Here is a 26606-nt window from a genome sequence, read left to right on the forward strand (position 1 = left end):
TCCCCCAACCATCTTATTCATAGTAGCTATCTCTCTCTTCTTGTTCCCGCTTCCCTCTGTTCAGGAAAGACTATATACATATCAACAATATCATCGCATTTGTCATCCGCAACAGCAATACCGAGTTTGGGGTATAGATATAACCTGTTATCACCATTCACTAATACATTCAAGTCTTTATTGCCATAGCTGAATAAAAAATAATCAGCCCCCTTGGCGAGACTAACCGAATCATTGGTGACTCTATTATTGTTCAATCCCGCTATGGCAACAACAACCCCCTTTTCGATAAAGACAATCAGGCCTTTGGTTTCAAAATAGTATATCCTGTCGTAGCATATTCTTATATCAGACACAAGACGGAAGATATCCTTTAAAAGATCCTTGATGCCGCCAATCTCTACCACCCTGTCGGGGTGCCCCTTAACGAAGAGAACTTCATCAACCCCGTCCCCCAGGAGGATGCTCTCAGCCCCTTTGCCCGGAACCACAAGGATGTTGTTTGCCCTTATTCTATCCACTGGGCTGCTATTTATAGCAACCCAGAGCAAGGATAATGCCGCCCTAAGCATGATCGCTGCGGACATTCAACCTCCTTGAATCTCGCTTTATGGTTGCGAATCTCCTTGGAAAAGCCTGGGGGGTCGGCTTAAATTTCCGCAGCAAGATTCCAGATGTAACCACGAGCCCTGCCTTTTCGGGCAGCAGAAGAGAAAGACCGAGATCCTTAGCATGAGACAGCGTTTCCGTATCAAGCGCCCTATCCCCTTCCTTTGAATAAAGATAAAAGCAGCCATTGACCCTTAAAAGCGAGGCCGCCACCTCAGTGGCTATGTAAGCGCTTCCGAATGCCCGCGAAAGGATCCAATCAAAGGCCTCCCTCCGCCCCTCATCCCTTGCCACGCCCTCCACCCTCTGGCAAACCACCTCGAGATTTGAAAGCCCAAGATCAGCAACGACAGAAGCGATGAAATCAGCCTTTTTTTGGTTGGACTCAACGAGCAGCCCCGAAGAACCCTCCACAAGTATGCTTATCGGCACGCCCGGGACGCCAGCCCCTGAGCCGATATCCACGAAGCTTGTTCCACGTAGAACACTTGTGCCAACAAAGGGATCGAGGCTTCCGATGACAAGAGTCTCCATGATGCCCCCCTTGTCCCTTATTCCGGTAATGTTGAACCTTTTATTCGTCTCATGCACCAATTCAACATATCCATAGAGCCTCTCTTTTGTAGAGGGGTCGAGACGCAAGCCTCTCCCCTCTGCCCATGTCTCAATCACTCCCTGTTCCACGTGGATCAACCCTCCTGGAAATGGATTCTACGTGAACCATCAGTATCGAAACGTCTGATGGATCAACACCTGATATCCGCAGCGCCTGACCAATCGTTGCCGGTCTTATTCGCATCAGCTTCTCTCGCGCCTCATTCTTCAAACCCCTAATGGCCATATAGTCAATATGCCCAGGAATGGCCTTCGTCTCCATCCTCTCCATTCTCCTTATCTTCTCCAAATCCTTTTTGATATATCCCTCGTACTTTATCTCCAACTCTGCAATAGCCAACAGCTCATCGCGAATCCCTTCATCGAGCGTTTCAAGAACCTCCTTTGCCCTTACGTGAGGGCGCTTAAGGATATCTTTAAGGCGGACTCTCTCCCCTAACTTGGAGCTATTCCCGGCTTTATGCAATATATTCTCCATCCTTTCGTCAATCACTAATGTCCTCTTTGATAGCTCTTCAATATATAATCTCACAGCGGTGTACTTCTCGATCATCCGGGTGTAGCTCTCCTTGTCAATAAGGCCATTCTCATATCCATATCTCATCAATCTCTGATCCGCATTATCCTGCCTCAATAGCAGCCTATGCTCCGCCCTTGAGGTGAACATCCTGTAGGGCTCCTCGGTTCCCTTGGTAACGAGATCATCAATCAAAACCCCAAGGTATCCCTCCGAACGCTTTAGGATAAGCGGGTCCTTGTCCATGAGCTTTCTGCAGGCGTTAATGCCGGCTACGATCCCCTGCGCTGCCGCCTCCTCATATCCTGATGTGCCGTTGATCTGGCCTGCATGATACAGCCCCTCTATTCTCTTTGTCTCCAGAGAGGGTTTGAGTTCAGTGGGCGGGACAAAATCATACTCCACCGCATATGCCGGCCTCATCACCTTCACATTCTCAAGTCCGGCAACAGTCCTAATCATTTCGAGCTGAACATCCTCCGGAAGGGAGCTTGAAAATCCGTTTACATAATACTCATTGGTCTTCCTTCCCTCAGGCTCGAGAAATAATTGATGCCTGGGCTTATCTGAAAACCTGACTACCTTATCCTCAATAGAGGGGCAGTATCTCGGACCTACGCCCTTTATCTTTCCAGCAAAGAGGGGAGATCTATCGATATTTTTTCTGATAATTTCGTGGGTTATTTCAGATGTGTATGTAATCCAGCAGGGGATTTGAGACTGTCCAATACTTTTTGTGGAATATGAAAATGGAGAGGGTACTTCGTCGGGCTCCTGGATTTGACATTTTGCAAAGTCTATTGTGCCCCCATCTACCCTCGGGGGCGTTCCTGTCTTGAGCCTTCCAACAGGAAAGCCGATCCCCCTCAGGGAATCAGCAAGCCCCTCTGAGGAGAAGTCTCCAAGCCTCCCGCATCTCTCGCTATAATCGCCTATATGAATCAATCCCTTTAGGAAGGTTCCTGTACACAGAATTACAGCCCTCGCGTGATGCTCCTGGCCTCTCTTGGTTAAGATCCCCTTGACAACACCCCCATCCACCAATATCCCCTCTACAATATCCTGAATAATGACAAGATTCATCTGCTTTTCCAGGATCATCTTCATCCGAATCTGATATTCCCTCTTATCCGCCTGCGCCCTTGGCGCCCATACTGCTGCGCCCTTGCTTCGATTTAACATCTTGAAGTGTATCCCTGTCTCATCGATGTTCCTGGCCATCTCCCCGCCAAGGGCATCCACCTCCCTGGCGAGATGCCCCTTCGCAAGGCCCCCTATCGCTGGATTGCAGCTCATCTGACATACTGTGTCCAGATTGCCCGTAATAATGAGCGTTGTGAATCCCATCTTAGCAGAGGCAAGCGCGGCTTCAACACCCGCATGTCCAGCGCCAACAACAATTATGTCATACTCCCTTATCATCTTTACAGAATCGCATTACTAAAGGTTTTGTCTATATGTCTATCCATACCCAGGGAATAATCAAGCTATATTTATGATAATTAGGCGTCTCATGAAAGTAAAGCGCTGAATTCTCAATAGCACCTCTACTGTTTTATTTAGAAGTACTTCGCTTATGTGATCCTATCAATCACCGAAATTTATTCTTATTAAGGCAGATCCCATTTACGATCCTGATAATCCTAGTTGATTTAACCTGACCAAGAGAAAAATACTGTCCATTCATATGCTTGCATAGCTTACGACCGATCCCTGGCTCATGCCAGTCCTCGTCTGTATCCAGAAAGGCTGATTCAATCTTTGAACGTGCAATCTTCCTGGCTATGCTCAATGCCTCATTTACCGGATCATTGTGAATTGACTGATTCGCCCTCCCATCTGAAAGCATTACCATCAAAAGCAATGCATCCTTATCCCTCTCCCTCTCTATTTTAAGGGTTTGCAATGCTAAGGAAAGGCCAGAACCTAATGGCGTCTTCCCACCGCAAGGGATATCATTCAGAAGATTTCTCGCCATCACTACGCTGCTAGTAGGGGACAATATAAGCTCCGCACCTATGCCCCGGAATGTTATTAGACCAACCCTATCCCTCTGTTTATAAGCCTCCATTAAAAGCCCAATGACAGCGGCCTTTGCCTCGCTTATCCTCTGCCTCGATCGCATGGAACCGCTCGCATCAACCACAAATAGGATTGTAGCCCCGGCTTTTCTATATTTAACCTTCTCCTGAAAGTCATCCCTTTGAACAGCCAGGGCCGTTTTAGCGCCCCTTATGTAATGATTTTGAGCGGCAGCCCTTCTGAGGGTGGCATCTATAGCGATGTTGCTTGTAATCTCCCTTGCATCTCTGCTATAGACATAGGCTCCTGACATTCCTTGACTGATAACACTTGGCCTGCGCCCCTTAGCGATAATAGCGTCTCTTTCACATTCAATTTCCATATCTACATGGAATGGCGATTCAGGGGAGAGTACCTTTAATTCATCTATGTTGCGATTTTCAGCGATTTTTTTTTTATTACAACAGGATGATTTTCACCCGACTCGCCTTCCCTATCCATTATGCGCACAATAGCCTTATCAATAACTTCACCAGCACGAACCTCTTCATCAAAAGGCAGCTTTTTGAGCCTATGAGGAAAGGTTAGTTTTACAGCGCTTAATAGATCATCCACTTCTACAGTATCTCGCCCTGCATGGGACGCGATTGCCTGCGCGGCCTTTACTGAGGCAATCTCTGTCCTATGCCCATCAACCCTTAACTCCTCTGCAAGCTGTCCTGATAGCCGGATAATCTCCTGAGGTATTTTGACTGTGGATAGATTTTTCATTGCAATGATTATTTTATCGGATAATGCCTCCTGTTCAGACTGCCATTGGCGATGAAAGGCATGGGCATCAGCCTCAAAGGCAAGCCTCCTGTTAACAATAGCCTCACGCTCATCAACACCATTCATCCCGGTAATGGTCACTGATAGGTCAAAGCGGTCGGTAAGCTGGGGCCTAATGTCCCCCTCCTCAGGATTCATCGTGCCCACGAGAATAAACCGGCTCAAATGAGAAAAGCTAATCCCTTCCCTCTCAACAATATTCCTTCCCATTGCGGCAACATCCAGCAACAGGTCTATTATGTGATCGCTTAATAGGTTTACCTCATCTATGTATAGTATTCCACGATGCACCTTTGCCAGTATGCCAGGCGCGAAATGCTGTTTGCCCTGCATAACAGCCTTCTCAAGATCAATTGAACCAGCCACACGATCCTCAGTAGCATTAATCGGTAGATTGACAACCTGCATCGCTCTGTTAATAGAAACAAGTTTTTCACCCTTTGAATGCTTTTCTGAACAGAATGCGCACAACTCATCTGTTCTAGCGGGATCGCAATTATATGGACACCCCTTCACTACTTCTATATCGGGCAACAACTCTGCCAATGCTCTTACTGCCGTGCTCTTTGCTGTGCCCCTCTCTCCCTGAACCAAAACACCCTTAAGCAAGGGGTTAATCACATTAATGATCAGGGCTAATTTCATCTCTTCCTGTCCAACAACTGCTGTAAAGGGATAATGGCTACACTTGCTCATCGGTCCTCCTATTAAGGTACAACTCTCTACAGGGAGAAATCCCCATCCATTTACGAAGAGTATAGTATTTTAAGGATATGAAAGGATCGAATCATACCCTCTATTATATACGCCATTTTGATTGGGTGATAATATACTGCAAGCCAATTTTTCTCTGGGGAAAAAGCGCCTTAAGTCAGATAAAGCAAAAAAGAAGGTTATATATCACACTAAAAAATTATTAGGAGTAATAAGGCGCTTTTTTAGATAAAGGCTGTAATGGAATAATACTCACAAAGACATTCTCTTAAAGATAGTCTCAGGAATGTATTTTATGATCAACATAATGTGTCTCCAGAACCATTTTGTATAGAGGGTCATTTTTCCTTTTTTCCAGCTTTTGTAAATGTCACGCGCAGTTTTTTCAGGGTGTGCTGTCAAGAGGGGGGGAAGCTCCATCCCCTCTGTCATCTGGGTTCTGACAAATCCGGGCTTTACTGTAAGCACGCTTATTCCTGATCTATGCAAGCGATTTCTAAGCCCTGAAAGATACGCAGTAAAGCCTGCCTTTGCGCTTCCATAGTAATAATTACTCTGCCTTCCACGATCTCCAGCTACAGAACTAATCCCGATTATAAATCCCTTTTTACGCTTTTCAAAATCATTCGCTATTATATTCAAAATAGACACACATCCAATATAATTCGTTTCCATTATTTTTCTGGCTTCATTAAAATCGCTTTTTGCTTCCTCATTATCACCAAGATAACCAAAGGCGCATACAACCCCCAAAGGCTTCTCTCCGATGTTTCTGTAAAATTTCTCATGAGATTTAAAATCAAGCGCGTCGAAATCCAATGTTTCCGCCTTAATGCCGTAACGAATCGCTAGGTCCTTAGTAAAATTATACATCCCTGAGGGATTTCGGCATGCAAGATAAATGTTGAAACCACTCTCAGCAAATTTGTAAATAACCGCTTTTGCAATATCCGACTTTGCGCCTAAAACAAGCAACCAGTCCATAATTATATCCCTAACCTCCTGGATTGTAATGTATGAAATTTATTATCCGCTTCAATATCCTGTCTAATTGCCACAAATTTTTTCCAATTGGGATAACCCATCCTGAACATCCTTGCGCTCATTCTAACATCCTTAGTTAAATAGAGCCGCCCTCCATATTCGAGCACCACATCATCCAGATCATTAAGAAAGGAAAAAAGCGATCTGTTTATTGGAAAATCGAGTGTTAATGTGTAGCCCTCTCGTGGAAAAGAGAGCAGGTTTCCATTGGCCTTGCCAAATATCTTTAACACCGCTAAGAAGGATCCCATCTTTTTGTCGCTTACCCTTTTTATTATTCTCTGAACCCCCTTTATGCCTGAACTCTTCGGAATTACCAGTTGATATTGGGTAAATCCCCTTTTGCCATATATTCGATTCCAATTATAGATGGAATCCAGCGGATAAAAGAAGGTATCATAATCAACGATGCAGTCGTGAACATCCTTAGGAAACTTAAAGTAATAAAGAGAATTGAAGCTCTCAATAGACATTTTATTTAAAACGAAATTCGGAAAGAATATTGGGACATTCAGCTTTTTGTGATCCTTTATTATATACGGATTCCCATTCAATTTTTCGCTGGCCAAATCGACCTTTTCCGCATGTTCACCGAGAAAGAGAACCCCTCTTCCAAGGCTGTTTCTTTTGGCCATGCAATCAATCCATGCCACTGTGTAGGTATAATTCTCATTCATCTCCAGCAACTCCACCATCTGACCAAGATTCTTGGCCTTAATGGTGCGTTGTCTAATATAGGCGGTTTCAATACGCTTCATTTGGAATGTGGCTCTAAGAATAATCCCGGTTAATCCATTGCCGCCGCATGTCGCTCTGAAAATTTTTGAATTAATCGTGGGCGAACAAATGATTATATCACCTGAGGGCAGGAGCAGTTCCAGTAACAAGAGGTGATCGCAGAATGTTCCCTCCCTATGGTGATTTTTGCCGTGTACATCCGATGCGATGGCGCCGCCCACAGTGATATACTTTGTGCCAGGTGTAACGGGTAAAAACCATCCCTTAGGCACAAAGGTATTTAATAGATCCTTGAGCGTTACCCCTGATTCACATGTGACTATGCCCTGCTCCCCATCAAAATCCAGGATATAATTAAACCTTCGGGTGATAATGATATTCTGACTCAGGGCTGAATCGCCATAGCTTCTGGCCATCCCCATAGAGATGATACTGTCATTTGTTTCAATCTCCTTTTGCGCCTGTTGTACCGAGCGTAAATGGATTACCTCAGACTCTATCTTGGGGTAGTTGCCCCATGCTGTCATTCTCATTCTGTTCCTACATTCTCCTTTGAATGAATAATCATAAATACAAAATCTAATTCAATTCACTACCGAAGGTATATGATTTATTGGTTGAATGACATTCTTCTGATATCTACAATTGGATAAATGAGAAGATTAGGATTTAATTGGATTTAAGTCAATTGAAAATTAAAAGGATGGGAAAAAGTTATTATGATACCTTTTTGCGAATCCTGGGATGCCTTTTTATGTAAATGATAGAGACACTGATAAATACAAACTTGTTACAATGCACCTTCAATAATTAGGTAAAATCTAACTTGACTAATTAACCGATATGATTCCAATTCAGATAACAGGAAATTAATAATATCATTACTTAATGAGAAGATACATCTTTATTGATGTACCCATCTGTTACTTGGATCAAGTTAGAAGGGATTTATGAAGCCAATTGAGAGGGCATTACTATCATTGAATGGCCTATCTGTGGGGGATTCTTTAGGTGAATGCTTTTTTGTATCCACTCAGACCGCCCTGAGCATGATTGAGGCTAAAGAACTCCCTGAATCCCCATGGAGATATACTGATGATACGGAGATGGCAATTTCTATTGTAGAGGTATTGCATAGATGTGACGGAATTGATCCGGATACCTTAGCAGACCTCTTTGCTTCACGATACAATCCATTGCGCGGCTATGGCAGCGGCGCTCATCGACTGCTCCAATCCTACAGGGAAGGCAAAGACTGGAGGATCGAGTCTAGAAAGCTTTTCGGTGGAAGCGGATCTTATGGCAATGGATCAGCAATGCGCATAGCGCCGCTAGGCGCCTATTTTGCGGAGAATCTGAATACCGTTAGGGATAATGCCATACTATCAGCAAGGCCCACTCACGCCCATCCTGAAGCAACAGCAGGAGCAATAGCCATTGCTATTGGCGCTGCGATCGCTTGGAGGGCTGGAGAGGGAAAGGTCTATGAACTTTCTGCAAAAGAGTATTTAGAGGCTGTTATAGAGCATGTGCCCAAGAGTAAGACGGGTGAAGGCATCATAAAAGCAATTGAGTTATTGGATGAAAAATCATCGAGCGCTGTTGCAAATATATTAGGATCTGGGCAAAGGGTTTCCTCTCAGGATACTGTTCCATTTGTCTTATGGTGTGCATCAAAGAATCTATACAACTTCGTTGATGCATTCTGGGATACCGTTAGAGGACTCGGTGATCGGGACACTACCTGCGCAATGGCTGGCGGCATTGTTTCATTATCTGATCGTTTAAATGGCATCCCGAAGGAATGGCTAAAGGCAAGGGAGCCACTGCCGCTGGTATTTCTTTTATGAATAATGCAGTCTTTTAATGTTAAGGAGATAGAATGACTACAAAGCCATTACCATTTACAAAATCTCAGATTGAAGATATCATTAGGGAATTTCCAACCCCGTTTCACATATATTATGAAAAGGGCATCCGGGATAATGCGAAAAAATTAAAATCTGCTTTTTCATGGGCTGATGGATTTAAGGAATATTTTGCGGTTAAGGCAACCCCTAATCCGCATATACTAAAGATTATGAAGGATGAGGGATTCGGAGCTGACTGCAGTTCGCTTCCAGAGCTTATAATGGCTGAGAGGGTTGGAATCACAGAAGAGAATATCATGTTTTCCTCCAACAATACCCCGGCAATAGAATATCAAAAGGCCTTAAAGATTGGGGCAATAATAAACCTTGATGATATCAATCACCTATCCTTCTTAGAAAAGCACGCTGGTCTGCCAGAACTCATCTGCTTTCGTTACAATCCCGGCCCCTTAAGAACAGGGAATAACATAATTGGCCTGCCTGAGGATTCAAAATACGGCGTAACCAAAGAACAAATTTTTGAGGGTCACAATATTGCTAAAGGCAGAGGAGTGAAAAGATTCGGGCTTCATACCATGATAGTATCCAATGAACTCAATCCCGATTATCTTATTGCAACTGCGAGAATGCTCTTTGAACTGGCTGTTGAAATACTAGAATACACTGGCATAAAGATTGAATTTGTGAATATAGGCGGCGGATTTGGCATACCCTACGAACCGGATGAAGATGCCTTGAACTATTATGAGATATCAAAGGGAATTGAACAACACTATAATGAGATCATTAAAAAGAATGATCTACATCCATTAAAATTATTTATGGAATGTGGCAGAGTAATGACCGGGCCCTATGGCTTTTTGGTCTCAAGGGTGCTGCATCTTAAGAGAACATATAAAAATTACGCTGGCATTGACGCCTGCATGTCCAATCTGATGAGACCGGCCATCTATGGAGAATATCATCACATCACAGTGCTTGGTAAGGAAGAGCTTCCTTTAGATGTGACTTATGATGTTACAGGATCCTTATGCGAAAACAATGATAAATTTGCAATAGATAGAAAGCTCCCAAAACTTGAAACAGGGGATATTGTGGTTATTCACGACACAGGGGCTCATGGGCATGCAATGGGCTTCAATTATAATGGAAAATTGCGCTCCTCTGAATTGCTATTAAAGCAGAATGGCGAAGTGGAGATGATAAGAAGGGCTGAAACACTAGATGATTATTTTATAACACTGAAGTTCTAATTCAAAATTGACCTTACAATTTATCCAGTCTTCCTCCTCATATAGGGATTCATTTAAATCCTTTTCAAATACTACTCAATTTTCACTAATTAACATCTTGACTTGTTCTCTCTTCTGATAAAATGTTTATTATCAGGATATATTATTTAGTTTAGCAACATAACTAATTATGAACAAAACAGAAATTGAAAATATTGAGATTCAGCTACTATTGGATGGTATCTATAAGCGTTACGGGTATGATTTTCGCAATTATAATCGCACATCACTCAAGAGGCGAATAAAAAGTTTTATTAGCAAAACGGAATGTACTAATATTTCAGATTTATTATCCAGATTGCTTTATGATAAAACTCTCTTAGAATCCATGATCTTCTATATTTCAATTACTGTGACAGAGATGTTTAGGGACCCTTTTGTCTATAAAGCAATCAGAGAAAAGGTTTTGCCATATCTTAAGACCTTCCCAATAATAAAAATATGGCATGCAGGTTGTGCCACAGGGGAGGAGGTCTACTCAATGGCTATCCTGCTTATAGAGGAAGGTATATATGACCGTTCACTGATATACGCAACAGACTTTAATGACACTGCTTTAGGGAGAGCTAAAGAAGGTATATACTCTATCGATCAAATTAAACAATATACCACGAATTATCAGAGATCAGGGGGCAAGATTTCATTATCAGATTATTATCACTCCGAATATGATACAGTGATCATGAACAGGAGATTGAAAAAGAGAATAACATTTGCAAACCACAACCTTGTTACTGATTCTGCATTCGGGGAAATGCATTTTATCATTTGTCGAAATGTGATGATCTATTTTAATAAGGATCTACAGAACCGTGTATTTAAACTCTTTTATGATAGTTTGATCTTTAATGGATTTCTATGCATTGGAGATAAGGAGAGTTTAGACTTTATTAATGTGAATGATAATTTTAATATAATTGCTACTAAGGAAAAAATTTATCAGAAAAAAAGGTAGAAGATATTGAAGATGGATTTTATTTTTACTGAAGATGTATTGATGACAAGAAAAAAAAATTGATAATCTCGATTTGTTGTGATATTATAAATATTGTGAAATTGGATTTATAAAAATACAGATCCAATAATTGTATTTCTTATTTTCTTCGTTCGTGTATATCACTCATAAACTGTTCAAACAAACACTAACGAAGCTACAAAGGTTAAGAGGAGCATTATATATAATAAATGATATAGAAATATAAAAATTCGGAGAAAGGACAATGGGAAAAGACATGGAGGTCAACATCCTTATAGAGTGGGGCTGTTTATTACACCCCACTTTTATGTTCGCTAGCAGGATTAGACCTCTCTTCATTTTGTTCCTCATTAATCGATTTCTGAATATTGAAAAGATTAAAACCACCTTTTATACTCTCACAAAAAAACCGATCCGTACAATTGATAAAGAAAGTTACCTATTATTAGGTGAACCAATCCAAGTTTTCTACAATAACTCAAACAATATTATTGCGAAAAAATTAACAACTTTCGTTAAGTCGATGATCGAAAATATAAGGCATATCCAGACACTGAACTGGATGCTCTGTATTCCCCACAACAATTGTATAGATAATGCAAATCAGAAAGGAGGTGAGTTATGTAATTTTCATATAATAGAAAAGAATTCATGAGATGAAGTTGTAAGAGTATCTGATCGAATAAATATAATGATGCCAGTTATGGATGATTATAGAGCCATTAGATGTATTTGAATCCAAGTGCAGGAACAATTTATGGATCTGCCCTTAATGGCATATACAGAATGAGTAAACTTTAATTAGAAGACTATGAATAACAAACCAAACATACTGATTGTTGATGATAAGGTCGAAAACCTCATTGCTCTTGAGAGTGTATTGTGTGATTTACACGTAAATTTGATTAGAGCGATCTCTGGGAATGAAGCGCTAATTAAAATTCTTGAACACGAGTTTGCCCTAGCACTTTTAGATATTCAAATGCCGGATATGGATGGATATGAAACCTTAGAGCTTATTCGTCAAAATAAAAAAACTGAATTATTGCCAGTCATCTTTGTCACTGCCATTTATTCCGATAAACACAGCCTTATCAAGGGTATTGAGAAAGGTGCGATTGATTTTATTGTAAAACCTATAATTCCTGAAATACTCATAGGAAAGGTCAATATATTTCTTAGCCTAGATAAACAGAGAAAAAAACTTGAGAAGGAGATTAAAAGAAGAAAATCGGCAGAAAAGAGGCTACAGAAGAGCTTCGAAATACTGCAAAGTACTATGAATGGGGTAATGAATGCAATGTCATTAGTTGTGGAGACCAAGGACCCTTATACAGCAGGACATCAAAATAAGGTTGCAGAGCTTTCCGGAGCTATTGCAGCTAAGTTGGGCCTTTCTAATGATCAAATCGATTGTGTTAGAATGGCTGCTTCAATTCATGACCTTGGGAAAGTTCATGTTCCTGCAGATATTTTGAGTAAACCAGGTAAGATCAACAATGATGAGTTTAATATTATAAAAACACATCCGGTAATCGGTTATGAAATTTTAAAGACTATAGAATTCCCGTATCCTATTGCAGAAATAATCTATCAGCATCATGAAAAAGTCGATGGCTCGGGCTATCCCAATGGGCTTTCTGGTAATGATATTCGGTTAGAATCGAAAATAATATGCGTAGCAGATGTCGTTGATGCCATGTCATCACATAGGCCATATAGGCCAGCGCTGGGTATTGAGGCTGCAAAGAAAGAAATTACCTGTAAAAAGGGGATACTCTATGATTCTGAAGTAGTGGATATATGTATTGATATTATTAACTCTGTTTAATCACTTACTTCAAGAATAATCCTAACGAATTTCATGGTGTGAGTAAACTCGGTGTAGTGAATCTATTAATGTCATTACTGGCAATTATAATCAAAGAGGGTGTCAGGATGAAGCACCCCGCTAGCTCTCCTTGACAGGGGAGAAGTGGGAAATACTCTCTCATGACAAGGACGGATGCACTTTAAGCTTAAACTTAAAGGAGTTGAGGCATGGAAGATGCTATAACATCCTTAACAAGGGGAAGAGATAATTCGAGAAAGATAATAATTAGATTTACTATATGCTATATCATTATTATTCTACTCTTCATTGCAATAGGACCACATATCTTCTCTTCAGACTGGATTAGTTCCAGCGATTTTCATGCATGCATTGAAATATCCAGTTCCATTATTGCTATAATCGCTGCCATTGCATGCCTCATCTATTTCTTCGGATTTGAAAACAGATACTTCCTCATAATCGGCCTGGGCTTCCTTATATGCGGAAGCGAAGACCTTATCCACGGCATATTCGGATTCCAACATCTCTTTGAGGACACAGGAATAGACTGGGCAACTAATATCAAAAAGTTCATCCCCGGCACCTATGTTGCAGGCAGATCAGTGCTGGCAATTAGTATTATTGCTGCTGCACTCCTGGAAGATAGACTGAAAAAAGTAGAGAATATAAGAGGAGAGGCCTTAAACATTTCAATAATCGCTATTATGATGGGCGGAGGCGCAACAGCGCTTGCGTTTGTTCTACCTCTGCCCGATTTTATATATCCTGAAAATATCATATCCAGGCCTGTTGATTTTATATCCTCCATTCTCTTCACTGCGGCTTTCTTCCTTATCTTAAAGAGATTCCTGTTCCACAGGGATATTTTTTCTGGAATGCTCACTGCCTGCATACTGCTTAATATCGGTGGACAGGTATACATGTCATTTTCTAAACAGCTCTTCGATGTATTCTTTGATACTGCCCATTGGGCAAATATCCTGAGCTATACAACGCCTGTGCTTGGGATAGTTATTGAGTCCCTGGATGAGATGAAAAAATTAAGGATAGAATCAAGGAAGCTGGAAGAAGCTGAACACACCCTCGCCAGAACACAAACTGAACTTGACCAAATATTCAACTCTGCCTCACCGTTATGCGCTATTGATAACAAGTATAATATAGTTCGCACAAATGATAACTTCTGTACACTATTTGGTGTAGAGAAAGAGGATGTATCTCACAAAAAATGCTATGACGTCATTCAAAGCCATCTCTGCCGTACTGCTGAATGCATGATGAAAAAAATTCAGGATAATAAGAAGGATACTAATAAAGAAATAGAAATAGATAATAGCAAAAAACGATATCTCAATATTTCTGCAAATCCCTTTTTTGAACCTGACGGCAGTCTTATTGGGATTGTGGAGAGTATAACTGATATCACAGAGCGAAAGAGGGTTGAGGAAGATTTAAAGGCATCTGAGAAAAAATATTCAAACCTGATAGAAGGGGCAAGCGTGTGTATCTTTATAGTTCAGGATGGCGTATTCAAATATGTAAATTCTAAAATGTCGAGTTTCACTAAATATAGTAAGGATGAGCTTACTGGTATGAGCTTTGAGATGATAATAAGACCGGATGATTTGCCAGAGATGAAAAATCGATACAGAAGAAGGATGACAGGTGAAGAGGTGCCAGATATTTATGAGTTAACCATCTTAGGAAAAGGTGGCATCGAGCTACCAGTACAGGTTAATGCAGTGTTGTCAGAATATGAGGGAAGGGCTGCGGATGTTGTTTTTCTTTCTGACATTTCTGAGCGAAAGCGGGCTGAGAAAGAACTTCAGCAAAGGACTAGAGAGATAGAAAAACAGAACTGGACCAAGACTGGATTCTCGAAGATGAGCAATAGTATGAGAGGGAATCAGGATATAGACACACTAGCGCGGAATATAATCTCCTGTATTGCAGAATACTTAGATCTTCCATTAGGTTTGATATATCTTGCTGATGAAGATGGGGTCTTGAGATTAGGTGGAAGCTATGCTCTTAGAGACGAGGAGAATATTCCGAGCTATTTTAGACCAGGAGAGGGGCTTATTGGACAGGCCGCTATAGATAAAAAGGATATCCTACTCACAAATGTCCCTAGCGATTATATTAAAATAAACTCAGGTCTTGGAGAAGCCGTACCTCAGAATATCTTTATAACGCCGGTTATATATAATGATATTGTTAAGGGAGTTATTGAACTGGGGACACTGGATGAGTTAAAAGAGATACAGTTTGAATTCGTTAAACAAGCAGAGGAAAATATAGCGATAGCCATTGATTCAGCTCAAGTTCGCTCCAAACAGCTATCACTACTCCATCAAACACAGATGCAGGCTGAGAAGCTGCAATTACAGCAGGAAGAACTCCAGACAACAAATGAAGAATTGGAAGAACAGACTCAGAAGCTGCGAGCATCAGAAGAGGAACTTAAGGCACAGTCTGAAGAATTAAGATCCACCAATGAAGAGCTTGAAGAAAAGACCCACTCTCTTGAAAAACAGAAGGTCAAGATCTCTCAGAGTAATATTGATCTTGAAAATACACGTAAAGACCTTGAAAAGAAAGCAAATGAGCTGGAAATAACAAGCAGGTATAAATCTGAATTCCTTGCGAACATGTCGCATGAATTACGAACACCTCTAAATAGCCTTCTTATTTTAGCTCAGGATATGGTTAATAACAAAAAGGGCAACCTCTCCAACGATCAGGTTCAATCCGCAGCGATCATACACAAGAGCGGCAATGATCTACTTATACTAATAAATGAGATCCTTGATCTCTCCAAGATAGAATCAGGTAAAATCACCCTAAATATCGAGTCAGTCACACCAGCTGAAATTGTAGAAAGCGTAAACTATATTTTCAGGCATGTTTTAGAAGACAAGGGATTAAAATTGGAAATAGACATAGCAAAGGATCTCCCAGAAACAATAATAACAGATAATCAAAAGCTGGAACAGATAATCAAGAACCTGATGTCAAATGCTGTTAAATTTACCCATAAGGGGTGCATTACATTCAGAATTAGTAAGCCTGATCCTGACACGGATCTCTCACGCAGCAGACTATATCCAGCCCAATCGATCGCAGTTTCTATAACTGATACTGGCATTGGCATTCCTGAGAATAAGCAATTCGAGATATTTGAAGCATTTCAGCAGGTTGATGGCAGCACTTCACGAGAATATGGCGGAACTGGTCTGGGTTTATCCATCTCCCGAGAGCTGGCAAAGCTTCTGGGCGGCGAAATCCAGTTAAAGAGCAAGTATGGAGAAGGCTCAACATTTACACTCTATATTCCCGAAAGGCTTGAACGAAGTGAAAGGCCAATGGATCGGAGAGAACCAAAAGACTCGGATACACAAGATGTCATACTGGGAGATATGGAATCCCCAAAAGCCACACCAATCATTGAAGACGACCGAGATAACCTCGATAGGGAGGACAGGATTATTCTGACCATTGAAGATGATATGAATTTTGTAAAAATTCTCTACAATCTCTGTCATGAAAAAAATTTTAAATTCCTGCACGCCTATGACGGCGAAAGCGGATTGGAGCTTGCTGAGAAGTATAAACCTGATGCTATCATTCTGGATATCAGGCTTCCGGGCATTGACGGCTGGAGAGTGCTTGAAGAGTTGAAAGATAATCTGAAAACCCGCCATATTCCGGTTCATATTATGTCTGTTAATGAAGAGACAATTGATGCTTACCAAAAAGGGGCTGTGGGATATCTAACCAAACCAGTGACGAGAGAACATCTTGATAAGGCTTTCGGTAAAATCGAAGGAATAATTTCTAAAAAGATCAAGGATATCCTAATTGTTGAAGATGATAAAAAACTTTTGAAAATCATAGCAAAGCTCCTGGGTAACGGGGATATAAATACGGATACAGCAAAATCAGGCAAAGAAGCACTGAAGAAACTGAAATCAAAAACCTATGACTGCATGATCCTGGATCTGGGACTTCCAGATATGTATGGTATTGATGTACTTAGAGAGATGGAAAGGAATGATGATATATCAAATCCTCCTGTTATTATATACACAGGAAAAGATCTCACACAGGAAGAAGAATATGAACTGCAAAAGTATGCCTCATCAATCATTGTAAAAGGGGCAAGATCGGAGGAGCGATTGCTCGACGAGATATCTCTCTTCCTGAATAGGGTGATAAATGATATGCCTGAGTGTAAAAAGAGGATGATATCTATGCTGCAAGATAAAGATGTTATTTTTAATGATAAGAAAATACTTTTGGTGGATGATGATATGCGTAATGTCTTTGCCATTTCCAAAATCCTGGAGGAAAGGGGAATGAAGGTTAATAAAGCCGCAAATGGAGAAAAGGCTCTTAAATCGCTGGAGAATGATCCCGATATTGACCTAGTATTAATGGATATAATGATGCCTGAAATGGATGGATATGAAGCCATGGAGCGCATTCGTGCATATGAGGAGTTCCGGAATCTGCCAATCCTTGCATTAACAGCAAAGGCAATGAAGGAAGACCGAAACAAATGCATTGAAGCTGGAGCTAATGACTACATAGCAAAGCCGATTGAGATTGAGAAGCTGCTCTCACTTATGAGGGTGTGGTTGTATAAGTAGTCAATGGCATTAGGCTATTGGTTATTGCAAAAGATTATACCGTCATTTCGCCTTATAGATATTGGCCAATACAGACAATGGTAAATAAATTCAAAATACTAATTGTTGATGATAAGGTTGAAAACCTGATTGCTCTGGAGAGACTACTAGCTGATCTTGATCTAGAATTTATCCGCGCATCTTCAGGAAATGAGGCTCTTGCAAAGACATTAGAATATGAATTCACCCTTGCATTGATTGATGTCCAGATGCCAGAAATGGATGGGTATGAAACTGTAGAACTTCTGCGCCAGGATGATAAATCAAAGCTCTTACCCATTATCTTTGTCTCTGCTATATATAAGAACGACTATTATCAAATTAAGGGGATTGAAACTGGAGCCGTTGATTTTATCACAAAGCCAATCATTCCTGAAATATTGTTGGGCAAGGTTCGTGTGTTTCTTGACCTCTATAGGCATAGAAAAGAACTTGAAGAAAAGAATAAACAATTAGAAATAGCGTCAAGGACTGACCCATTAACTGGTTTATCTAACAGGCGGGATGTAATCGACAAGATAAAATATGAGGCTGTCAGATGTCAGCGAAATAATAGAAAATTCTGCATCATTATGGGAGACATCGATAATTTTAAAAAGATAAATGATTCTTATGGCCATGCTTATGGGGATCAAGTTTTGATGAAAGTATCCGAGTTATTCAATAAAACCTTGCGAAATCAGGACATCATAAGCCGATGGGGAGGGGAGGAGTTTTTCTTTATTTTACCAGAAACCGATTTGGAGGATGGTAAATATGTAGCAGAAAAAGTTCGAAGGGAGGTTGAATCATTGGACTTTTATATAAATAGACATAACACAAAAGTAACGATGAGTTTTGGCGTAAGTATATATGATACTAAAATGTCCCTAAATGATTGTATACAGAAAGCGGATGAAAGGTTATATAAGGCAAAAGAACATGGAAGGAATAGAGTCCTGTAACTATTACAAATAAAATCCTCAACACCATCCAATATCGGATTACAGGTCAGTAATATTGTATTTTTTTAACTTTCTCCATAGGGTTGATTGATTTATGTCCAAATCAGAGGCTGTTTTAGACCTGTTGCCTGAATTTTTTTCAAGGTTTCTGATAATATGTATCCTTTCAAGCTCTTCCAGGGTCATGCTTGAATTCGTGGAAGATTCATTCCCTCTCATCTGTACAGGGAGGTGCCACGCTTGAATATAACTCTCCTTGCACAACACAAAGGCGTGCTCAATAATATTCTCAAGCTCCCTAATGTTCCCAGGAAAATCATATTGCATCAGGATATTCATTACATTATCGGATACACCCTCAATATTTTTCTCGTTTATCCTATTAAACCTATTTATAAAGTGCTTGATGAGTAATGGAATATCCTCCCTTCTTTCAAGTAATGCTGGCAGTGTAATCATTATTACATTCAGCCTGTAAAAGAGATCATCCCTGAATCTCTTTTCCTTAACCTCATTTATCAGCAACTTATTTGTCGCTGCAATTATCCTCACATCTGCCTTTATGGTTTTTACTCCACCTAAAGGTTCATATTGCTTTTCCTGAAGGAACCGCAACAATTTTACCTGAATAGCGGGTGATATCTCTCCTATCTCGTCAAAGAAGATGGTGCCTCCCTCTGCCATAGCGATTCTGCCTGGTTTATCCTTCTTGGCGTCAGTAAATGCCCCAGCCTTATATCCAAATAACTCGGATTCAAGCAGGTTATCCGGAAGAGCGCCGCTGTTTACGATTATTAGCGGATTGTCTTTACGTCTGCTGAGATTATGGATAGCCCTGGCGACCAGTTCCTTGCCAGAACCGCTTGGGCCCTCTATCAGCACTGAACTGTCGCTTTCAGCAATGTCAGGAAGAATGTTAAATACCTCCTGCATCTTCCTGCTTTTGCTAATTATATCCTCAAAGGAATAGGATGATTCAATCGATTTTCGTAGCTCTTCTAAATCCGTTATATCCCTAAACGTCTCAACACCGCCTGTAATATTTCCCATCTCATCCTTAAGGATCGCAGTGCTTATGCTAATTGAAATACGCTCTCCTTCCGAATTCACTATATATATAGTCTTATTGACTATTTCCTGTCCGGTATCCATGGTCTCCTTGAGAACGCATGAATGCTCGCAGATGTTCGCGTGAAACACATCATAGCATAATCTGCCTATCGTCTCTTCCCTTCTTACACCTAAAATCTTTTCCGCTGCCCTATTCATCCATGTAATCCTGAAATCCAGGTTAACAGTAAAGACACCGTCAGCTATGCTGTCCAGAATGATGTTATTCTCATCAACAGGATTTATACTATTCATGGGCTATATTTATTCACCTCTCCTTTTTTATATAACCTTACAGATATTAAGGCTGTTATTGGAACACATAAAAACATGCCAATGCTGCCTACTGCTGATTTTACCAACTCGCTCAAAACTGGATTATAGTTAAATATCATCCAGAGAGGCATTCCCGGTTCAAGTCTCATTGATATCAGTAGAATAAGGGAAAGAGAGCTTCCAACGTAGGCTAGTATCAGCGTGTTAACCATTGAGCCAAGTATATCAGTGCCGATGGTCAAGACTGACCTGAATGCCTCCTTTTCAGAGATTTCCGGATTAGCATTAAATATCTCAGCAGTGGAGGATGATATTGATATGCATACATCCATAATAGCACCAAGAGCCGCTATTATCATACTGGAAAGGGCAATGCTGCGTAGATCAATCTCAATGTCTGAGGCGTAAAAAACAGTAAGCATCTCATTTGATACGATTCCGGATAGATGCATAATCCAGCCAAATAATAGAGCAAGCGCAGTGCTAATAACAATGCCTGATGAAGCGCCTATAATTGCTGCCAAAGTCTTTAGTCTTATTCCTGCTATTATTGGCAGGGTTATGGTGATTGATATTACGGAAATTATCACTGCCACAATGAGTGAAGGATAACCCTTCAGGGTTAGGGGGATAAAAATATAAAATATAAGAAGAACCGTAACGATGAGAGCTATTAACGAAAAAAATCCTTTAAGTCTTCCAATGATTAAGATTGTTAAAGCAAGAAATATGGACATTATTATAATCCCTGCAGTATTGTCAAGATCATATAAAGAGATATATTCCACTTCGCTGTCATGGGATTTGGCGGATATGCCAATAAATAGAATATTCCCTTTTTGATAATGCATACCCTTGGGAAGATCGTTCTCTCCCTTAAATATTGCTGTTTTGGTTTCTCCTTTATATACTCCATCCATTATCCTCAGATGAATCCTGGTCTCAATCATTGTGTCTTCAATTGGTATTTTATCTATCTTAATTATCTCTGCCCTTGTATATATCCTCTCATCATGATAATGGCTATTTATACCTAAAAGTTTTCCGGGATATGAGCATATCAAAAGCACGCAAATAAAGATGATGGGTGTGACCTTTCTCATGTTATTTCCTTTTTACTCTACTTGTAAGGAGTATTCATGTTAAACAAACAATATAGAATATTGCATTTTACAAGCATATTTTTATTGACTTATAAAGGAAGTTCCCCAAGAAAGAATAGTGGAAGAGCCACTGCTTTCTTTTGGAAAATACTGTAAAAATACTAATCGATAAGAATCAATAAAATAATATTATCTTAGGGAAAATTAGTATTCATGAAAACCCTTATTAAACCTATACTGAGAATCTTTATCCTTTTTTCTCTATTATTATCAACAGAACTCCTATCCATTCATCATCACCATAACAGCGTTGATCAAGAAGACTGCCCGATCTGTCTCATCTTGCTATCAAATCAGTTTAAGGTAATAAATTTTTTCAATTACTTCTCTCATAGTATTATAAGCAAGAGCGAGAAATTATCCTCTGAAGTCAAAACTATACCATCTACAATCACACATTATCCATACTATCCTAATGCTCCTCCTGAGTGATCTGTTTAATTCCTAAAAAAACATATATCCATATACCACTTTATATCCTCCTACCGATGTAAGTGATTGTATAATAATCATTATGATTACAAAGGAGATACTATGAAATATATACTGACAATAATAATATTTTTATTCGCTATGAATATTTTACCGCAGAATATTTTCGCACAAGGCGAACCTAATAATAAGAGTTCGTTATCGTCATCCTTTTCTCAGGCAAAGTTTGTCCCAGATATTTCGTTTATTCTGGATTCTTCGATAGTATACAGAGACAGGAAGGACGAAAAATTCGATTTGTTGGCAATACCAGAATTTACACATGCCCACGACAATGGCGATGAACATGAACATTCTCACGCTCCCATGCATGCCCATAGAGGCTTTAATCTTAATTATGGCGAACTAGCGCTATATTCCGCTGTGGATCCCTATTTCGAACTCTTCGCTACCTTCCATCTCTCTACAGAAAGCTTTGAGATTGAGGAGGGTTTTATAAATACTACATCTTTGCCAGCAGGTTTTCAGTTAAAAATTGGCAAATTCTTAAGCGGCTTTGGCAGGCTCAATGGTCAGCATGCGCACTACTGGGACTTTGCGGATCAACCTGTAGTATATGCAGCTTTTACTGGTGATCATGGAATACTTGAAAAGGGCGCGCAGGCAAGCTGGATAGCGCCTATTGATCTCTATCTTTTGATCGGCGCAGAATATCTACAGGGAGAGAATGAAAAGAGCTTCGGATACGATGGATTCAGCAATAACGCAATAGAAATTGAAACAAGCAAAAGACCGAATCTGTATACCGAATTTATTAAAACATCAATGGATATTAAAGAACTGACCCTATTGGTTGGCATCTCCGGTGCGCATGGAAAAGCAAGAATAAATCACGATCTTGGAGATGATAGCGGGCATGCTCTTTATGGAGATACAAATCTAATTGGAGGAGATGTCACTATAAAATATCTTATTGATTCCTACAGATATCTCTCTCTTCAGGGGGAATATCTCTATCGAAAAATTAAAGGCGAATTATATGAAGCAAACACGACCGATACATCGACTTCAGAAATTGAAAAGGAACAATCGGGTTTCTATGCACAATTGATAATCAAACCCTTCCTGCTCTGGAGAATCGGATCGCGTTATGAAATGCTTCATCTCAATGAGAATAAGATCAATTATGTTAAAACTGATTTACCCGACAAACTCTGCAAATATTCGGCTATGATAGAGTATAATCCCACAGAATTTTCACGGATAAGGCTTCAATATAACCACGACAGAACCAAATATCTGGATGAAAAGAACAAGCATATCAATGAGGTTATTCTTCAGTTCAACATGTCAATTGGCGCACACGGCGCCCATTCATTCTAGCACAAGGGAGATTTTCAATGAAAAAAACAATTATACTTCTATTGCTAATAGTGACTTCACCGCTTTATGCAAAGCTGAAAGTTATTACCACCTATCCTTATATTGCTGATATCACCTCAAGAATTGGAGGGGATAGTTTGAGTGTGCATGCCCTTGCATCTGGTAATTGGGATCCTCACTTTGTAACGCCCAAACCTTCTCTTATTGCAAAAGTACGAAGAGCGGATCTGCTTATATTGAATGGAGCAGAGCTGGAGATAGGCTGGATGCCGCCTGTGATCAGGGAAGCGCGAAACGCAAAGGTACAACCCGGCTCCACGGGCTTTCTCGATCTCTCAATCTACATTAAGCTTATAGACGTGCCGGGAAATGTGTCGCGTGCCCAGGGAGATGTGCACCCTTCCGGAAACCCGCATTATGCTCTTGGCCCCATTAATATAGCCAAGATTGCAGTTGCTATTAAGAATAAGCTAAATGAACTTGATCCAGGCAACCGCGCTGCCTACACAAAAAACCATAAAGAATTCAATCTGTTATGGGATAATAAACTCAAAGAATGGGAAGAAATCATGAAGCCGCTTAGAGGGATAAAGGTAGTCCAGTATCATAAAAACTTTGATTATCTCTTTGAGCATTATGGGATGATTCCAGTGATAGAGCTGGAGCCGTTGCCAGGGATTGCGCCAACCACGCGTCACATAATGAGGGTTATTGATATAATAAATAGTCAGGGAGTGAGGTTGATAATCAATGATGTGTATCATTCCCAAAAACCGGCTCAATTAGTTGTCCGCAAAACCGGCATGAGGATGATAACGCTGCCTCATGATGTAAATGCGATTAAGGAGGCAAAGGATATTGTTGCGTTATTTGATGAGATAGTAGGGAGGCTCTCGAAATGATAGACATACTCATACCCGCCTTTTTGATATCCCTAATTTTATTGGGTATTCATTCATATTTTGGAATCAGAATTATTCAGCGAAATATAATCTTCACCGACCTTGCAATAGGACAGATGGCTGCATTGGGGGCAGCCATCTCCCTTCTGCTGTTTCATGGAGAATATGTATACTTATTGTCGCTTTTCTTCTCTATCGCCACAGGTCTTTTAATATCTTTTATTTCAAAGAGATCGCAATACCTTGAAGCAGTGATCGGTCTTCTCTATGCGCTTGGCCTATCTGGTGTATTCATTCTGCTATCAAAGTCGGCTCACGGAATGGAGGAGTTCCAAAACCTGATGGCCTATGACATCCTTTTTACTAACATCAATGACGTATACAAAACAGCCGTTATATACGCATGTTTAGGAGGGTTTATCTATTTATTTGAGAGAAAGACTTCGGGTAATCTAAAGAATCTGCTCTTTTTTCTGACCTTTGCTGTAACAGTTACAAGCTCTGTTAGAATGGCGGGAGTGCTTGTTGTATTCGCTATTCTTCTTGCGCCTGCTTTTATTGCAGTGCAGATTTCTACCTTGAATCGAATGCCTGCTGTTATTCATAACTATACCCTGATAACGGCATGGATAATCGGTATTGTTCTGAATATAATAGCCATAACGATTTCATTCTATGGCGATTTTCCTACCGGATATACAATTGTCTTTGTGAATGCTTTTACAGCAGTAACAGCTTCATTTATTAAGCAAAAATGAATGGTCTACAAACAACTAGTCATAGACCAGAGGTAGAAAAGTTGTATGATGTACTTCATTCAATGTTTTATTTCTTCATGAAGTTCCTGAATTTCACATATGTGTGATTGCGGAGATTGAAGCGCTCCAATTGATAAACATCTCATAGCCCGTTTTTCATATTCCTCATTATTATAATCATCCATTAATTTATAATTAACAATTGACCAACTTTCAGTTATTTTATTTATTATATTACCAACCAGTTCTATATAAAATCCATAGGGCTTCTTACACCTAATTTATTTTTTTGAGCAACATGAGTATAAATCATGGTTGTCTGCAAATTAGAATGCCCTAACAACTCCTGAACTGTCCTGATATCGTACCCACTCTCAATTAGATGAGTGGCAAAGCTGTGGCGCAGCGTATGCACTGAGGCGTTTTTAGTGATACCTGATTTGATAACAGCATTTTTAAACGCCCTTTGCAATGATGATGGATGTATATGATGACGTCTTACTTTTAAAGATTCAGGATCAATAGATAGCGACTTGGATGGAAAGACCCAAAACCAGCCCCATTCTCTGCCTGCATTTGGATACTTTCTTTCAAGGGCGTGTGGAAGCCAGACTCCCTCTTGATTATTTTTTCTGTCTTTTTCAAAAAGATCATAGCTGTTTTCAAGCTGTCGCTGTATAGTATTTTTCAAGTTATCAGGAAGCAGTGTCTGCCTATCTTTATCCCCCTTTGCAGCCCTTATCATCATATAATCCCGTTCAAAATCGATATCCTTAACACGCAATGTAAGACACTCGTTCAGTCTGAGACCGCTGCCATAAATCAATCCTGCCATCAGTTTGTTTATGCCGTCTAAATTATCAAGTATCCGAAAAATTTCCTGCTTGGAAAGCACAACCGGCAGCCTGCGGTTGATAGGCGAACGCACAGCATCTTCCACTTCATTTACCTCCATATCAAGCGCATGCCTAAACACAAATAATATCGCATTAAAAGCCTGCTTTTGTGTTGATGCTGAAACCTTCGCTTCCACAGCAAGATAACTTAGAAAATTTTTAAAATCATTTTGAGTAATCATGTCCGGATTCTTAAATTCCATAAATGAATAAAATCTTCTAAGCCAACCTATATAAGTTTTTTCTGTGCTTAAAGATCTATGCTTTAATCTAAGCAACCTGATAGTTTCTTCTTCTACAGCTTTCCAGGATTCTTCTTCTCTGCTGTGACCATCACCAGTTTTTTGTTTACAACTACTATTATAGTATTTAAAAAGTCGCACTGCATCCTGAGCTTGTTTAACCTGCCATTCCTCATAGGTCTTTCCTAAATTATGCAAAAATGTGTTTAATACGCTATCATCCGTCTCATTGAGATTATTATTAGTAATATATTCATAATAACGCGATACCCAATGTTCATAAAAAGGGATTTTTTTTTCAGATAACCGGTGTTTTTTCAGTAAAAACTCTTTAAAGGTCATTATAATTTATGCACCTATTTATATTTTTGCAATATAACAATATATATATAACATGATGCGGAATTACAAGTTGTTTTTAATATATTATTCGGATTTTTAATTGACATTTTGGAATTGACCGATTAAATTTTAGTAAATTATTGATTCTATAGAATATATAAGTTAGCTTTACATGAAATGATAATAATGAGGAATTGCAATGACAATAAACAATACAGCATTAAAGATAATTAAAGAAAAATATTCATATCTGTCGACTGAATTTGGTGTTAAAAAAATAGGTTTTTTTGGTTCTATTGCAAAAGGAATTGAAACAGAAGATAGCGATATAGACGTTGTGGTAGAATTCAAAAGACCAATAGGTCTCAAATTTATTGACCTTGTTGAATATCTGGAAAGCCTCT

The 26606-nt window shown here is 39.9% G+C and carries 22 protein-coding genes; 12 read left to right on the top strand and 10 right to left on the bottom strand.

Going from position 1 to position 26606, the window contains the following annotated elements; translation table 11 throughout:
• Window positions 1-26: 26 nt before the first annotated feature.
• The 7 genes from SVZ03_10865 to SVZ03_10895 all read right to left on the bottom strand — a co-directional run bounded on the left by SVZ03_10865 (window position 27) and on the right by SVZ03_10895 (window position 7623).
• Window positions 27-587 carry a hypothetical protein gene (locus SVZ03_10865; protein ID MDY6934702.1) on the bottom strand — a complete coding sequence of 187 codons (561 nt, stop codon included), beginning with the start codon at window positions 585-587 and terminating at the stop codon, window positions 27-29.
• Window positions 565-1293, bottom strand: a complete 729-nt coding sequence (gene rsmG, locus SVZ03_10870; GenBank protein MDY6934703.1) for a 16S rRNA (guanine(527)-N(7))-methyltransferase RsmG — start codon at window positions 1291-1293, stop codon at window positions 565-567. Before rsmG ends, SVZ03_10865 begins: the two co-directional genes overlap by 23 nt.
• The gene (gene mnmG / locus SVZ03_10875; GenBank protein ID MDY6934704.1) at window positions 1274-3163 is read right to left on the bottom strand and encodes a tRNA uridine-5-carboxymethylaminomethyl(34) synthesis enzyme MnmG; all 1890 of its coding nucleotides are present in this window, start codon (window positions 3161-3163) and stop codon (window positions 1274-1276) included. Before mnmG ends, rsmG begins: the two co-directional genes overlap by 20 nt.
• Window positions 3164-3332: 169 nt before the next feature.
• Window positions 3333-4145: a VWA domain-containing protein gene (locus SVZ03_10880; GenBank protein ID MDY6934705.1), complete on the bottom strand. Its 813-nt coding sequence runs from the start codon at window positions 4143-4145 to the stop codon at window positions 3333-3335.
• A gap of 44 nt (window positions 4146-4189) precedes the next feature.
• Entirely contained in the window at window positions 4190-5290 is a 1101-nt protein-coding gene (locus tag SVZ03_10885; GenBank protein ID MDY6934706.1) for an ATP-binding protein, read from the bottom strand.
• A gap of 270 nt (window positions 5291-5560) precedes the next feature.
• Window positions 5561-6292 (bottom strand): SDR family oxidoreductase, encoded by a 732-nt coding sequence (locus tag SVZ03_10890; GenBank protein ID MDY6934707.1) that lies wholly within the window; start codon window positions 6290-6292, stop codon window positions 5561-5563.
• A gap of 2 nt (window positions 6293-6294) precedes the next feature.
• Window positions 6295-7623, bottom strand: a complete 1329-nt coding sequence (locus SVZ03_10895; GenBank protein ID MDY6934708.1) for an FAD-binding oxidoreductase — start codon at window positions 7621-7623, stop codon at window positions 6295-6297.
• A 417-nt stretch (window positions 7624-8040) separates the two neighbouring features.
• On the opposite strand from SVZ03_10895, the gene SVZ03_10900 reads away from it, so the two are divergent.
• From SVZ03_10900 to SVZ03_10930, 7 genes are all read left to right on the top strand, one after another.
• Entirely contained in the window at window positions 8041-8940 is a 900-nt protein-coding gene (locus SVZ03_10900; protein MDY6934709.1) for an ADP-ribosylglycohydrolase family protein, read from the top strand.
• 32 nt (window positions 8941-8972) lie between these two features.
• On the top strand, window positions 8973-10214 hold the full coding sequence (locus SVZ03_10905; GenBank protein ID MDY6934710.1) for a diaminopimelate decarboxylase: 1242 nt from the start codon (window positions 8973-8975) through the stop codon (window positions 10212-10214).
• A gap of 169 nt (window positions 10215-10383) precedes the next feature.
• Window positions 10384-11208 (top strand): protein-glutamate O-methyltransferase CheR, encoded by an 825-nt coding sequence (locus SVZ03_10910; protein MDY6934711.1) that lies wholly within the window; start codon window positions 10384-10386, stop codon window positions 11206-11208.
• A gap of 265 nt (window positions 11209-11473) precedes the next feature.
• A complete protein-coding gene (locus tag SVZ03_10915) occupies window positions 11474-11884 on the top strand; it encodes a hypothetical protein (protein MDY6934712.1) in 411 nt (136 codons plus the stop codon).
• Window positions 11885-12040: 156 nt separating this feature from the next.
• Window positions 12041-13060: a response regulator gene (locus SVZ03_10920; GenBank protein MDY6934713.1), complete on the top strand. Its 1020-nt coding sequence runs from the start codon at window positions 12041-12043 to the stop codon at window positions 13058-13060.
• Between the two features lie 209 nt (window positions 13061-13269).
• Window positions 13270-17715, top strand: a complete 4446-nt coding sequence (locus SVZ03_10925) for a response regulator (protein MDY6934714.1) — start codon at window positions 13270-13272, stop codon at window positions 17713-17715.
• Between the two features lie 17 nt (window positions 17716-17732).
• A complete protein-coding gene (locus SVZ03_10930; GenBank protein MDY6934715.1) occupies window positions 17733-18698 on the top strand; it encodes a diguanylate cyclase in 966 nt (321 codons plus the stop codon).
• 39 nt (window positions 18699-18737) lie between these two features.
• On the opposite strand, the gene SVZ03_10935 is transcribed toward SVZ03_10930, so the two are convergent.
• Both SVZ03_10935 and SVZ03_10940 read right to left on the bottom strand, forming a co-directional pair.
• Window positions 18738-20063, bottom strand: a complete 1326-nt coding sequence (locus SVZ03_10935) for a sigma 54-interacting transcriptional regulator (GenBank protein ID MDY6934716.1) — start codon at window positions 20061-20063, stop codon at window positions 18738-18740.
• A complete protein-coding gene (locus SVZ03_10940) occupies window positions 20060-21187 on the bottom strand; it encodes a YibE/F family protein (GenBank protein ID MDY6934717.1) in 1128 nt (375 codons plus the stop codon). Before SVZ03_10940 ends, SVZ03_10935 begins: the two co-directional genes overlap by 4 nt.
• A 213-nt stretch (window positions 21188-21400) precedes the next feature.
• On the opposite strand from SVZ03_10940, the gene SVZ03_10945 reads away from it, so the two are divergent.
• The 4 genes from SVZ03_10945 (at window position 21401) to SVZ03_10960 (ending at window position 24722) form a co-directional block, all read left to right on the top strand.
• A complete protein-coding gene (locus SVZ03_10945; GenBank protein ID MDY6934718.1) occupies window positions 21401-21679 on the top strand; it encodes a hypothetical protein in 279 nt (92 codons plus the stop codon).
• Between the two features lie 102 nt (window positions 21680-21781).
• A complete protein-coding gene (locus tag SVZ03_10950; GenBank protein MDY6934719.1) occupies window positions 21782-23062 on the top strand; it encodes a hypothetical protein in 1281 nt (426 codons plus the stop codon).
• 17 nt (window positions 23063-23079) lie between these two features.
• A complete protein-coding gene (locus SVZ03_10955; GenBank protein ID MDY6934720.1) occupies window positions 23080-23964 on the top strand; it encodes a zinc ABC transporter substrate-binding protein in 885 nt (294 codons plus the stop codon).
• Window positions 23961-24722 carry a metal ABC transporter permease gene (locus SVZ03_10960; protein ID MDY6934721.1) on the top strand — a complete coding sequence of 254 codons (762 nt, stop codon included), beginning with the start codon at window positions 23961-23963 and terminating at the stop codon, window positions 24720-24722. The genes SVZ03_10955 and SVZ03_10960 overlap by 4 nt, the downstream gene beginning before the upstream one ends.
• A gap of 247 nt (window positions 24723-24969) precedes the next feature.
• On the opposite strand, the gene SVZ03_10965 is transcribed toward SVZ03_10960, so the two are convergent.
• Window positions 24970-26202 carry an integron integrase gene (locus SVZ03_10965; GenBank protein MDY6934722.1) on the bottom strand — a complete coding sequence of 411 codons (1233 nt, stop codon included), beginning with the start codon at window positions 26200-26202 and terminating at the stop codon, window positions 24970-24972.
• 199 nt (window positions 26203-26401) lie between these two features.
• On the opposite strand from SVZ03_10965, the gene SVZ03_10970 reads away from it, so the two are divergent.
• Window positions 26402-26606 (top strand): nucleotidyltransferase domain-containing protein (locus SVZ03_10970; protein ID MDY6934723.1); only part of this gene is annotated, 205 nt, incomplete at its 3' end.

This window comes from Spirochaetota bacterium, from assembly GCA_034190085.1.
In the GTDB taxonomy this organism is placed as follows: Bacteria; Spirochaetota; UBA4802; order UBA4802; family JAFGDQ01; genus JAXHTS01.

What these genes read in the sequence shown, in the direction of transcription:
- SVZ03_10865 (MDY6934702.1), bottom strand. Translation starts at nt 587, where the DNA reads ATGTCCGCAGCGATCATGCTTAGGGCGGCATTATCCTTGCTCTGGGTT.
- SVZ03_10920 (MDY6934713.1), top strand. Translation starts at nt 12,041, where the DNA reads ATGAATAACAAACCAAACATACTGATTGTTGATGATAAGGTCGAAAAC.
- SVZ03_10895 (MDY6934708.1), bottom strand. Translation starts at nt 7,623, where the DNA reads ATGAGAATGACAGCATGGGGCAACTACCCCAAGATAGAGTCTGAGGTA.
- SVZ03_10960 (MDY6934721.1), top strand. Translation starts at nt 23,961, where the DNA reads ATGATAGACATACTCATACCCGCCTTTTTGATATCCCTAATTTTATTG.
- SVZ03_10890 (MDY6934707.1), bottom strand. Translation starts at nt 6,292, where the DNA reads ATGGACTGGTTGCTTGTTTTAGGCGCAAAGTCGGATATTGCAAAAGCG.
- SVZ03_10945 (MDY6934718.1), top strand. Translation starts at nt 21,401, where the DNA reads ATGAAAACCCTTATTAAACCTATACTGAGAATCTTTATCCTTTTTTCT.
- SVZ03_10905 (MDY6934710.1), top strand. Translation starts at nt 8,973, where the DNA reads ATGACTACAAAGCCATTACCATTTACAAAATCTCAGATTGAAGATATC.
- SVZ03_10880 (MDY6934705.1), bottom strand. Translation starts at nt 4,145, where the DNA reads ATGGAAATTGAATGTGAAAGAGACGCTATTATCGCTAAGGGGCGCAGG.
- mnmG (MDY6934704.1), bottom strand. Translation starts at nt 3,163, where the DNA reads ATGATAAGGGAGTATGACATAATTGTTGTTGGCGCTGGACATGCGGGT.
- SVZ03_10915 (MDY6934712.1), top strand. Translation starts at nt 11,474, where the DNA reads ATGGGAAAAGACATGGAGGTCAACATCCTTATAGAGTGGGGCTGTTTA.
- SVZ03_10900 (MDY6934709.1), top strand. Translation starts at nt 8,041, where the DNA reads ATGAAGCCAATTGAGAGGGCATTACTATCATTGAATGGCCTATCTGTG.
- SVZ03_10935 (MDY6934716.1), bottom strand. Translation starts at nt 20,063, where the DNA reads ATGAATAGTATAAATCCTGTTGATGAGAATAACATCATTCTGGACAGC.
- SVZ03_10910 (MDY6934711.1), top strand. Translation starts at nt 10,384, where the DNA reads ATGAACAAAACAGAAATTGAAAATATTGAGATTCAGCTACTATTGGAT.
- SVZ03_10940 (MDY6934717.1), bottom strand. Translation starts at nt 21,187, where the DNA reads ATGAGAAAGGTCACACCCATCATCTTTATTTGCGTGCTTTTGATATGC.
- SVZ03_10885 (MDY6934706.1), bottom strand. Translation starts at nt 5,290, where the DNA reads ATGAGCAAGTGTAGCCATTATCCCTTTACAGCAGTTGTTGGACAGGAA.
- SVZ03_10965 (MDY6934722.1), bottom strand. Translation starts at nt 26,202, where the DNA reads ATGACCTTTAAAGAGTTTTTACTGAAAAAACACCGGTTATCTGAAAAA.
- SVZ03_10950 (MDY6934719.1), top strand. Translation starts at nt 21,782, where the DNA reads ATGAAATATATACTGACAATAATAATATTTTTATTCGCTATGAATATT.
- SVZ03_10925 (MDY6934714.1), top strand. Translation starts at nt 13,270, where the DNA reads ATGGAAGATGCTATAACATCCTTAACAAGGGGAAGAGATAATTCGAGA.
- SVZ03_10955 (MDY6934720.1), top strand. Translation starts at nt 23,080, where the DNA reads ATGAAAAAAACAATTATACTTCTATTGCTAATAGTGACTTCACCGCTT.